Origin of the sequence: Nocardia africana NBRC 100379 (assembly GCF_001612635.1) — a bacterium.
In the GTDB taxonomy this organism is placed as follows: Bacteria; Actinomycetota; Actinomycetes; order Mycobacteriales; family Mycobacteriaceae; genus Nocardia; species Nocardia africana.
The window spans coordinates 333,738-344,834 of record NZ_BDAV01000002.1 but is presented as its reverse complement, the minus strand read 5'-3'; the positions used below and the strand labels follow the sequence as shown (position 1 = coordinate 344,834).

The following is an 11,097-nucleotide window of genomic DNA, read 5'->3' as shown; positions in this document are numbered from 1 at the left end:
CGAGAAGGACAGGGTAGGTATGACGTTCTGGTTGACGGCCCTGCTGGTGTGGATGGCGGCCGGTGCCCGCATCGGTCGTGTCCTGGTGAAGCCCGCGACCACGGCCCGGGTGGCGATCGTGATCGCGGTCGCGGCGGTGGCCGCCGCGGCCACCCTCGGCATTCCGGAGATCGCGGTCGCGGTGGATCACGCACTGCCGCACGGGATCCACGGCCAGGCCCTGGCCGACCGCCTGGTGGTGGCGACCTGGCTGCTGTTCGCGGTGGCGACGTCGGTGGTCGCGGCCGCCGCCTGGCCGGTCGTCTCGCGCCGGAACCTGCGCCAGATCGCCTGGATGGTCTACGGTTTCGGCGCGCTCGTCATCGCCGCCACCATCGGGTGGTCGATCCTGTTCGGCTGGGTCGTGACCCTGCTCGGCTGCGTCTTCATCGCCGTGACCGGTCTGCGCAATCTGGACTGGACGGCGCTGGGCCGCGGTATCGCGCTCTACACCACCGGCACGGTGGTCGCGGGAGTGCTTGCGGCCCTGTCCGTTCTGCGGCTGGCGATCGGTGAACAGCCCGTGCGCCCGGGCGATCCGGGCTGGTTCTGGCCGGCCTGGCAGCTCGCGAGTCTGCTGATCGCGGTCGGCGCGGTGTGGATCGTGATCGAGCTGTGGATGCGAGCGCGCCTGCTGCTGCGCCAGATTCGGGCCCTGCACCGCACGATGGTCGAGCGCTTCCCCGAGGTGGTGGCGCACGAGCAGACGGTGTCGGCCACTCAGCTCAAGGCTTCCGATCAGGTCGCGCAGATCATGGACGCGCTGTATCTGCAGACCGGCGGCGGTATGGAACTGGCGGCGGCCGGGGTGCCCGCGCGTTCGACCACCGAACGTGCCGAGCGAGTGGCCCGCTGGGCACGCAATCCGCTCGGTGACGAGATCGTCGATGCCCGCTGGATCGCACCGCCGGAGGGATTGAGCCCGCGCGGCTGGGTGCAGGCGATCGCCCGCGCCTTCGAGCACACCGCGATCGACCGGAAATCAGCGGTCGCACAGGCGGATTGACCATCGATGCGGTCGGACCGATTGGGCGGGCGGTCCGATCGCACAGCGCATGCTGAACTACACAGCGCAGGCTGAATTACACAGCGCGGACCGAAGCGTCACCGCTTCGGTCTCAGGTCACAAGACAACACAGTGCGGTTCCGAGTGCCGCACTGTGTTGCCTTGTCCAACTTGCTATTCCGTGCCGTCCGGTGGAACCTCGGGCAGACCTTCACTCGCCCGGAGCTTTTCGGCCATCGAGGTCAGGAGGTTCTGCGACTCTTCGGAGAGATCGAACGCCCTGCTCGACAGCCGACGCAGTCCATAGCCCTGCAGCTGGGACAGCAGCTCCAGATCATGGTCGATCTTGGCGGCGTAGATGTCGTTGAAGAAGTAGTCCGGTTTGACCTTGAAGAACTTTGCCAGTGCGGCAACCGTCTCATCTGAGGGGTTCGTCCGCTGACCCGACCGCAACTGCGAGAGATACGGTTTCGAGATCGGATGCCCGGAGGCGGTGAGCGCTGCCGCCACCTCGGCATTGGTGTGCGGCTTACGCCCCGGGGGATGCACGGTTTCGAACAGCTTGTTCAGCCGCGCCGCGAAATCAGCCATTGTGAGCCGCCCAATTCCCTTCGCTGTACTAACAGTCGTTATCTCGGATACGTATCATTGATATTAGCGGCTGAGTAACTGAAAACCTACGCCTGATTCAGGATTTCCTTGAAGCTTCCAGGTCGGCCGTCCGGGAACTGTTCAGCGTCGGCGCGTTTGCGGGGCACCGCGCCCTCACTGGTCGAGGGGCAGTACGCTCCGGTTCTGGCCCGTCGAACGAGTCTCGTTCAACGGGCCATTGATAACCGGAAGATAGCTGACATCTCATCCTTTTGTCTGTATCGCAGTTTGTGTGGCGTACGACACGTCTCGGAGCTGTGAGGATGAACGTTCAACTGGGGACGAAATCTGTTCGGTATTACAACCGCTCGATGATTGTTCCGGTCGCAAGTGCGCCACCGGCGCACATGAGGACCATCGCGATCGACTTGTCGGAGCGTTCCAGCTCGTGCAGGGCGGTGGTGATCAACCGGGATCCCGTGCTGCCGACCGGATGTCCGATCGCGATCGCGCCGCCGTTGACGTTGACCCGGTCCATATCCGGCTTGTGCACCGACGCCCACGACAGCGGAACCGAGGCGAAGGCTTCGTTGATTTCGAAGAGATCGATATCGGCGATGCTCATGCCCGACTTCTCCAGCAGGCGCGTGGTCGCCTGCACCGGACCGTCGAGGTGGAACTCCGGCTCGGCGCCGACGAGGCACTGGGTGACGATGCGCGCCCGCGGCTTCAGTCCGGCACGCGCCGCGGCCTGTTCGTCCATGAGCAGCACGGCGGCCGCGCCGTCGGAGATCTGCGACGAGGTGCCGGCGGTATGAATTCCGTCCTCCAGCACCGGCTTCAGCTTCGCCAGGCTCTCCCGGCTGGTCTCGCGCAATCCCTGGTCGCGGTTGACGTCGAGCGTCTCGCCGGTGAGGGTGCCCTCCTTGTCGACCTGCGGGGCGCCGGCGATGGTCAGCACCTCGCGATCGAAGCGCCCTTCCGCCCATGCCTGCGCGGCCAAACGCTGTGAGCGCACGCCGAATTCGTCGACGTCGTCGCGGGTGATGCCGCGCCGCTTGGCGATTCGCTCGGCCGCCTCGAACTGGTTGGGCATATCGATGTCCCAGCTCGCGGGGCGGCGGGGCCCGGCGTTCTCGCCCACGTTCGCGCCCAGCGGGACGTGGCTCATGGATTCCACGCCACAGGCGACGCCGATGTCGATCGCGCCCTGGGCGATCTGCCCGGCGATCAGGTGGTTGGCCTGCTGGGCGGACCCGCACTGGCAGTCGATCGTGGTCGCGCCCACCTGCCAGGGGAGCCCGGCGTGCAGCCACGCGGTGCGGGTGACGTTGTTGCTCTGCTCGCCGACCTGCATGACGCAGCCGCCGATGACCTGTTCGACCAGTGCCGGATCGAGCTGTGCGCGCTCGAGGACGCCGCGCTGGGCGGCGCCGAGCACCTCGGCGGCGTGCAGGCCGGCCAGCCAGCCGTTGCGTTTGCCGATCGGGGTGCGCGCGGCCTCGACGATGACGGGGGTGCCCATAACTTCAACCTTTCGAACAGGATCCGTATCAGCACAGAAACTGGAACAAGTTCTGTGGATGTACTGAGGGCGGACTATGGCTTCTTTACTACTGATACCACCTATGCTGCAATGAAGGTAGAACGTGTTTCAGTTAGTCGAAGGAGACAACTGGTGGTTGACACCCATGTAGCTCCGAACCTCCCCGAGGGGTTCGATGCCACAGATCCGGACATGTGGGCCCGCGGCATTCCCGTCGAAGAGTTCGCGGAGCTGCGCCGGGCCGCGCCGATCTGGTGGAACCCGCAGTCTCCGGAGGTCGGCGGGTTCCACGACGACGGCTTCTGGGTTGTGTCCAAGCACGCCGATGTCAAGGAGGTCTCGCGGCGCGACGATTTCTCCACCTACGAGAACACCGCGATTCCCCGCTTCAACGACGACATCCCGCGCGAGGCCATCGAGCTGCAGCGCCACATCCTGATCAACAAGGATGCGCCCGAACACACCAAACTGCGCAAACTGATTTCCAAGGGCTTCACCCCGCGCGCGATCAACGGCCTGCGCGCGGAGCTGTCCGCTCGCGCCAAATCGATCGTCGAGGCGGCCGCGGCCAGTGGCGCCGGCGACTTCGTCACCCAGGTGGCCTGCGAGCTGCCGCTGCAGGCGATCGCCGAACTGATCGGCGTCCCGCAGGAAGACCGGATGAAGGTCTTCCAGTGGTCCAACGAGATGACCGGCTACGACGATCCGGACAGCGACGCCGACCCGGCCGCCTCGTCGATGGAGATTCTCGGCTACGCCTGGCAGATGGCGGAGGCTCGTAAGGCGGAACCGGCCAACGACATCGTCACCGCCCTGGTCAACGCCGATATCGACGGTGAGGCGCTGACCTCGGAGGAGTTCGGCTTCTTCGTCATCCTGCTGGCGGTCGCCGGGAACGAGACCACCCGCAATGCCATCACCCACGGCATGATCGCGTTCCTGGAGAACCCGGAACAGTGGGAGCTCTACAAGCGCGAGCGGCCGGTCACCGCCGCCGACGAGATCATCCGCTGGGCCACGCCGGTGAGCTCGTTCCAGCGGACCGCCCTGGTCGACACCGAACTGTCCGGGGTGCAGATCAAGAAGGGCCAGCGCGTCCTGCTGATGTACCGCTCGGCCAACTTCGACGAGGAGGTGTTCGAGAACCCGTACACCTTCGACATCACTCGCGATCCGAACCCGCACCTGTCCTTCGGTGGCACCGGCGCCCACTTCTGCATCGGCGCGAACCTGGCCCGGCTGGAGATCGACCTGATCTTCAACGCCATCGCCGACCACCTGCCCGATATCACCAAGCTCGGCGACCCCAAACGCCTGACCTCGGGCTGGCTCAACGGCATCAAGGAATTCCAGGTCGACTACAAGACCAAGGCCTGATTCGCACCCTGAAACACGAACAGGGCGGGCACCCGATGGGTGCCCGCCCTTTGTTCGTGCGGCGGCTTCACTGCTTGCGCATGGTTCCCATGGCGCGATCGGTTTCCCAGAACGCGCGCAGAGCCACGATCTTCCCGGCGTCGTCGACCTTGTAGGTGAAGACACCCTCGGCGTCGATGACGTGTCCGCCCAGCTGGGTGCGGATCAGCCCGGTGAAGGCCACCTCGTTGCCGCAGGCGAAGGAGTCTCCGAAGACGAAGTCGATGGATTCGGTCGGGGCGATGGCCTTGTCCCAGAACGCCGCGATGGCCTCGTGGCCGCGGTGACCCACGCCGTCGGGATCGAAGACCGAGGGGCCGATCGGATCCTCCACGATGCCGTCGGCGGCGAACAGTGCCAGCCACGCGTCCTTGTCCCGGGCGCGTACCGCGGCCTGTGAGGCCCGTCCGGCCAGGCGCGCCGGATGGTCGGTGGTAGTGGTAGCGGTCATATCGGACTCCCGGCTCGGCGGTATCGGCGAATTTGCTGATGGAATTGCAAATGTGCTTTCCGCCGGCAATCCGGACACCCGGAAATGCCGGCGGAATTGCGTGTCACCGTGGTTCCGAGCCCACTACCCACATCGAGAAGTACTGTGATCCGCCACCATAGGCATGGCCGAACGCTTTTCGAGCACCCTCGACTTGGTAATCGCCGGCCCGGCCCATTACCTGCTTGGCCGCCTCCGCGAAGCGGATCATGCCGGATGCGCCGATCGGGTTGGAACTCAACACACCGCCCGAGGGATTGACCGGCAGCTTTCCGCCGATCTCGGTCTCGCGCGCATCGACCAGCTTCCAGCCCTCGCCCTCGGGAGTGAAGCCCAGGTTCTCCAGCCACATCGGTTCGAACCAGGAGAACGGGACGTAGATCTCCGCCGCGTCGATCTCCTCGAGCGGATTGGTGATCCCGGCCTGCTTCCACAGCGCGGCCGCGGCGTCGCGTCCGGCCTGCGGGTTGACCTGGTCGCGGCCGGAGTAGGCCAGCGGTTCGGTGCGCATGGCCGTGCCGTGCACCCACGCGACCTTCTTACCCGACGCCTCGGCCGCCTTCGCCGACTCCTCGTCGCCGATCACGATCGCGCACGCGCCGTCGGAGGACGGGCAGGTCTCGTCGAAACGTACCGGGTCCCAGAGCATTTGGGACGCGAGTACCGATTCCATGGTGATATCGGGCTGGCGCAGATGCGCGAACGGATTCTTCGCGCCGTTGCGGCGGTCCTTCACCGCCACCATCGCGCCGATGTGCAGGGGAGCGTTGGCCCGGCGGATGTACGCGCGCACGTGCGGTGCGAAGTACCCGCCCGCACCGGCGCCGACCGGCATCGTGAACGGCACCGGATTGGACAGGGCCCACATGGCATTGGATTCGGACTGCTTCTCCCAGCAGATCGCCAGCACCCGGCGGTACACGCCGGCCTGCACGTGGTTGGCGGCCACGACGCCGGTCGAACCGCCGACCGAACCCGCCGTGTGCACGCGCAGCAGCGGTTTTCCGGTGGCGCCCAGGGCATCCGCCATGAACAGCTCGGGCATCATCGAGCCCTCGAACAGATCCGGCGCCTTACCGACGATCACCGCGTCGATATCGGCCATCGTCAGATCGGCATCTTCGAGTGCGCGATCGATTGCCTCGCGGCACATACCGGCCATCGAGACATCGGTCCGTTTCGTCACGTGATGGGTTTGTCCCGTGCCGAGTACGGCGGCTTGCTGCGTCATCGTCCTGCCTCCAGGATCGCCACCAAGTTCTGCTGCAACGCCGGACCGCTGGTGGCGTGTGCGAGGGCTCGCTCGGCGGTGCCGTTCATGATTTCGTTGGCCGCGTAGCCGATTCGTTCCAGTCCGGCGGCGAACATCGGGTTGCCCGCCAGCGCACCACCCGAGGGGTTGATGCGGGTGGACTCGCTCAGCCCGATGGCCTGCTTCAGGATCAGCTGTTCGTGGCTGTAGGTCGCATGCAATTCGGCGACATCGAATCCGCTCGCATCCCCGCCGAGCACCGCCTTGGCCGCGGCCGCGGTGGAGGGGGAGGTGGTCAGATCGCGGGCGCCGAACATCGGGGTATCGATGCGATGCGCCATGCCGGTCAGCCAGGCCGGCCGCTCGCACAGCTCGCGGGCCTTGTCGCCGCGGGCCAGCACGATCGCGGCGGCGCCGTCGGTGATCGGCGCGATGTCGTGTGCGCGCAACGGATTCGCGACATACGGTGCGGCGAGCCGCTTCTCGATCTCGGCGTCGTCGGCGGCCGAGACCGCGGCCATATCGCGTTCGGTCCAGTTTCCGGCGTCGAGACCGGCCCGGGCCTGCAGCCCGGCCACGGAGACCGCGTCCGGCCACAGCGGGGCGACCAGGTACGGATCCATCTGCATCGTCAGCACCTGCCGCAGCGTGCCGGCCGACGGCTTGCCGAAGCCGTAGACCAAGGCGGTCTCGGCCTGCCCGGAGCGCAGTTTCACCCAGGCCTCGTACAGCGCCCAGGCGGCGTCCATTTCGACGTGCGATTCGTTGATCGGCGGCACGGCGCCGATCGAGTCGATCGCGGAGATGAACGAGAAAGCGCGTCCGGCGAGGTAATCGGAGGATCCGGAGCACCAGAAGTCGATATCGGACACACCGATGCCGAGCTTGTCGTACAGCTGCCGGAAGCACGGAACCAGCATTTCGACACCGTTGGTGGTGCCGTAGGTTTCGCGGACATGCGGGGCGTGGGCGAAGCCCACCACCGCGATATCTGTTGCGTTGTCGCTCAAGGTGTTTCGCTCCTAGAGGTGGTGCCGGTAGCTGTCGTAGTCCGCGTCCGGCTCGCCGTTGGGCTCGAAGTGGTCCACGTTCTCCAGCGTGTAACCCCACTCCTCGCGCGGCTTCCACACCGCCTTCACGCGCATACCCATGCGGACTTCGCTGGGATCGCAGCCCAGCACCCGGTGCAGCACCGGAATATCGGCGCCGTCGAGCAGTACGTACGCGGTGACGTACGGCGGCTTGATCTTCTGGCCCATGAACGGCACGTTCACGATGCAGAACGTTGTGATGGTGCCGGTATCGGGCAGGTCCACCATCTCGTCGGTCGGGCGGCCGTCGATCGGGTCGGCGCCGCGCGGCGGGAAGTACACCTTGCTCTCGGCGTCGGCGCGACCGCCGATCAGGCGACCCTCGGCCAGCGCCTGCAGGTACCGCGTCTCGGTGGGCGAGGCGGTGTGCTTGTACCGCAGGTCTATCGGGGTGACGATGCCGGTGACCGGCTCGGCCGCCTCGGTATCCGACGAGGTGGAATCGGCTGGGGCCGAGGAAGTTTCGCCCGGTTCGACGCAGGCGATGTCGTGGATGCTGCCGGTGCGTTCGTCGGCCCAGCGCACCCGCACGCGCATTCCGCTGCGCACGTCGTCGGGAGACGACACGTCGAGAGCGTGCAGCACCGCGGTGTCGGCGCCGTCGAATTTCACCAGCGCCCAGGCGAAGGGGCGGTCGAACGGCTGGCCGGGCAGCGGATCGGCGACCCAGCTCCAGCTCTGCACCGTGCCGATATCGGAGACGTCGACGAACTCGGTCAGCCGCTCCGCGGTCACCGGATCGAATTCCGCCGGCGGCACGATCACCCGGCCGTCGCTGCCGCGAACGCCGACGATCCGGCCCTCGCGCAACCCGGTCAGGAACCGGCCGATGGTCGGTCCGACCGATCGGGTGTAGTCGAACTTCATCCGTAGTTCGGCGCTGAGTACCTCGGGTGCGGGTTCCGCTTCCGGACCGCTGCCTTTCGCGATTACGCCGGTCATGGTGTTCCCATTGGTCACGATATCGAGTAGAACAGGTTCTTATTCTGGTGGCAAGGGCTACCTGGAAAGGTGTCCGGCGACGGGCTCGGCGGAAGGAGTCGACGATGCGGTTCGGATTGCAGCTCGGATATTGGGGTGCGGGACCGCCGCCCAACGCCGGGGAGTTGGTGGTGGCCGCCGAGGAGGCCGGATTCGACGCGGTTTTCGCCGCCGAGTCGTGGGGTTCGGATGCCTTCACCCCACTGGCCTGGTGGGGTGCGTCCACACACCGGGTGCGGCTCGGGACGTCGGTGGTGCAGCTGTCCGCGCGCACTCCCACCGCGACCGCGATGGCCGCGCTGACCCTCGATCACCTCAGCGGTGGCCGCCACATCCTGGGGCTGGGCGTCTCCGGTCCGCAGGTGGTGGAGGGCTGGTACGGCCAGCCGTTCGCCAAGCCGTTGCAGCGCACCCGGGAGTACGTCGGGATCATCCGCCAGGTGCTGGCCCGCCAGGCGCCGGTGGTGAGTCAGGGCGCGCAGTACCGGTTGCCCTACGACGGGCCCGGCTCGACCGGCCTGGGTAAACCGCTCAAGCCGATAACCCACCCGCTACGTGCGGATCTGCCGATCTGGCTCGGCGCCGAGGGGCCCAAGAACGTGGCGCTGACGGCCGAGATCGCCGACGGCTGGCTGGCGATCTACTACACCCCGCGACTTGCCGGAATGTACGACGAATGGCTCGACGAGGGGTTTGCCCGTCCCGGCGCCCGGCGTTCTCGGGAGGACTTCGAGATCGCGGCGAGCTGTCAGGTGATCATCACCGACGACCCTCGCGCCGAGATCGATCGGATCAAGCCGGTGATGGCGCTCTACATCGGCGGCATGGGTGCCGAGGAGCTGAACTTCCACGCTCAGGTCTATCGCCGGATGGGTTACGGCGCCGAGGTCGACGAGATCACCAGGCTGTTCCGCTCCGGCCGCAAGGACGAGGCCGCCGCCGTGATTCCCGACCAGCTGATCCTCGATACCGCCATCATCGGCGACGAGGACCATGTGCGTTCCCAGCTGAAGGTCTGGGAGGCGGCGGGCGTCGGAATGCTCCTGGTGACCGTCCGCGACGTGGCGCAGCTGCACCGTCTCGCCCCCCTTGTTCAGATGTAGAACACGTTCTAGATTCGAGGAGTGACTTCGATGGAGCCGGCGCAGAAGCTGGGACTGTGGAATATCGCTGCCACCGACCCCGATCGGATCGCGGTCATCGATCCGTCGGGGCGCGAGGTCAGCTACCGGGAGCTGGCGGACCAGGCCGACCGCATCGCAAGAGGCTTGCAGGCCAAGGGTTTACAGCCCGGCGATGTGCTGGTGTCGATGGTGCACAACACCACCGAGGCGCTCGGCGTGTACTTCGCGGCCTACCAGGCCGGGCTGTACATCGTCGCGGTGAACTGGCATCTGACCGGTCCGGAGGTCGCCTACATCCTCGGCGACAGCGAGGCGAAGGTGTTCATCGCCGACGAGCGCTTCGCCGAGGCGGCGACGATCGCCGCCGACGAGGCGAATGTGCCTGCGAGCGCGCGCTATTCGGTGGGTGCCGTCGACGGGTTCCAGCCCCTGGCCGAACTCGGTGCGAGGGAGTCCGGACGTCCCGACGTCCGGACCACCGGTGCGCCGATGCTCTACACCTCGGGAACCACCGGGCGCCCCAAGGGAGTTCGCCGCCCGTTGACCGGCGCCGATCCGGATGTGGTGGGCCCGCAGGCGACCGGCTTCTTCGGACTCTTCGGCATTCAGCCCTTCGACGACCACGTGCACATCTGCGGCTCGCCGCTCTATCACACCGCCGTGCTGAACTTCGCCTCGATCTCGATTCAATTGGGGCACAAGGTGGTTCTGATGGACAAGTGGGATCCGGAGGAGATGCTGCGGCTGATCGACACACATCGGGTGACCCACAGCCATATGGTCCCCACCCAGTTCCACCGGCTGCTCGCCCTCCCGGAGGAGGTGCGGGCGCGCTACGACGTCTCCTCGCTGCGGTGCATGATCCACGGCGCCGCGCCGTGCCCGCAGGAGACCAAGCGCAAGATGCTGGAGTGGTGGGGCCCGGTCGTCACCGAGTATTACGCGGCCACCGAGGGCGGCGGCACGTCGATCTCGGGCGAGGAGTGGTTGCGCAAGCCGGGTTCGGTCGGCAAGGCGTGGCCGTACGCGGTGGTGAAGGTGCTCGACGAGGACGGCAACGAGGTCGCGCCCGGCGAGGTCGGCCAGGTGTACATGAAGATGGGCGGCTCCAACTTCGAGTACCACAAGGACAAGTCGAAGACCGAGGACGCGCGGGTGGGCGATCTGTTCACCGTGGGCGACATCGGGCATATGGATGCCGACGGTTATCTGTTCCTGCACGACCGGCGCTCGGACCTGATCCTGTCCGGGGGAGTGAACATCTATCCGGCCGAGATCGAGGGTGAGTTGATCACCCATCCCAAGGTCGCCGACGTCGCGGTCTTCGGTATCCCGCATCCGGATTGGGGGCAGGAGGTGAAGGCCGTCGTGCAGCCGGCCGAAGGAGTCGCGGCCGACGGCGAACTGACCCGGGAGCTGATGGAGTTCGCCGCGGCTCGCCTGGCGAAGTACAAGCTGCCCAAGAGCATCGACTACCTGCCCGAACTGCCGCGCGATCCGAACGGAAAGTTGTACAAGCGCAAGCTGCGCGAGCGTTACGTGCCCGCGTAGCCGCAGTCTC

At 66.5% G+C, this 11,097-nt stretch carries 10 protein-coding genes; 4 read left to right on the top strand and 6 right to left on the bottom strand.

What is annotated here, in order from left to right; translation table 11 throughout:
- Positions 1–1,045, top strand: a 1,045-nt coding sequence (locus NA3_RS03065) for a hypothetical protein (protein WP_233427268.1), incomplete at its 5' end; no start/stop codon positions are given.
- 174 nt (positions 1,046–1,219) lie between these two features.
- On the opposite strand, the gene NA3_RS03060 is transcribed toward NA3_RS03065, so the two are convergent.
- Positions 1,220–1,636, bottom strand: a complete 417-nt coding sequence (locus tag NA3_RS03060) for a helix-turn-helix domain-containing protein (RefSeq protein ID WP_014348820.1) — start codon at positions 1,634–1,636, stop codon at positions 1,220–1,222.
- Between the two features lie 358 nt (positions 1,637–1,994).
- Entirely contained in the window at positions 1,995–3,161 is a 1,167-nt protein-coding gene (locus tag NA3_RS03055; protein WP_062962012.1) for a steroid 3-ketoacyl-CoA thiolase, read from the bottom strand.
- Positions 3,162–3,374: 213 nt separating this feature from the next.
- Between NA3_RS03055 and NA3_RS03050 the strand changes: the two genes are divergently transcribed.
- Positions 3,375–4,559 carry a cytochrome P450 gene (locus NA3_RS03050; RefSeq protein ID WP_062962011.1) on the top strand — a complete coding sequence of 395 codons (1,185 nt, stop codon included), beginning with the start codon at positions 3,375–3,377 and terminating at the stop codon, positions 4,557–4,559.
- Positions 4,560–4,626: 67 nt separating this feature from the next.
- On the opposite strand, the gene NA3_RS03045 is transcribed toward NA3_RS03050, so the two are convergent.
- From NA3_RS03045 to NA3_RS03030, 4 genes are all read right to left on the bottom strand, one after another.
- Positions 4,627–5,049 carry a nuclear transport factor 2 family protein gene (locus NA3_RS03045; protein WP_062962010.1) on the bottom strand — a complete coding sequence of 141 codons (423 nt, stop codon included), beginning with the start codon at positions 5,047–5,049 and terminating at the stop codon, positions 4,627–4,629.
- 103 nt (positions 5,050–5,152) lie between these two features.
- Entirely contained in the window at positions 5,153–6,319 is a 1,167-nt protein-coding gene (locus NA3_RS03040; RefSeq protein WP_062962009.1) for a thiolase family protein, read from the bottom strand.
- Positions 6,316–7,350, bottom strand: coding sequence for a thiolase family protein (locus tag NA3_RS03035; RefSeq protein ID WP_062962008.1), 1,035 nt, complete (start codon positions 7,348–7,350; stop codon positions 6,316–6,318). The genes NA3_RS03040 and NA3_RS03035 overlap by 4 nt, the downstream gene beginning before the upstream one ends.
- A 12-nt stretch (positions 7,351–7,362) precedes the next feature.
- Positions 7,363–8,373: a Zn-ribbon domain-containing OB-fold protein gene (locus NA3_RS03030; protein ID WP_062962007.1), complete on the bottom strand. Its 1,011-nt coding sequence runs from the start codon at positions 8,371–8,373 to the stop codon at positions 7,363–7,365.
- A gap of 104 nt (positions 8,374–8,477) precedes the next feature.
- Here NA3_RS03030 and NA3_RS03025 point away from each other — a divergent pair, with 104 nt between their 5' ends.
- Together NA3_RS03025 and NA3_RS03020 are read left to right on the top strand one after the other, a co-directional pair.
- Positions 8,478–9,515 carry an LLM class F420-dependent oxidoreductase gene (locus NA3_RS03025; RefSeq protein WP_062962006.1) on the top strand — a complete coding sequence of 346 codons (1,038 nt, stop codon included), beginning with the start codon at positions 8,478–8,480 and terminating at the stop codon, positions 9,513–9,515.
- A gap of 30 nt (positions 9,516–9,545) precedes the next feature.
- A complete protein-coding gene (locus NA3_RS03020) occupies positions 9,546–11,087 on the top strand; it encodes an acyl-CoA synthetase (protein ID WP_062962005.1) in 1,542 nt (513 codons plus the stop codon).
- The last annotated feature ends 10 nt before the right edge of the window (positions 11,088–11,097 follow it).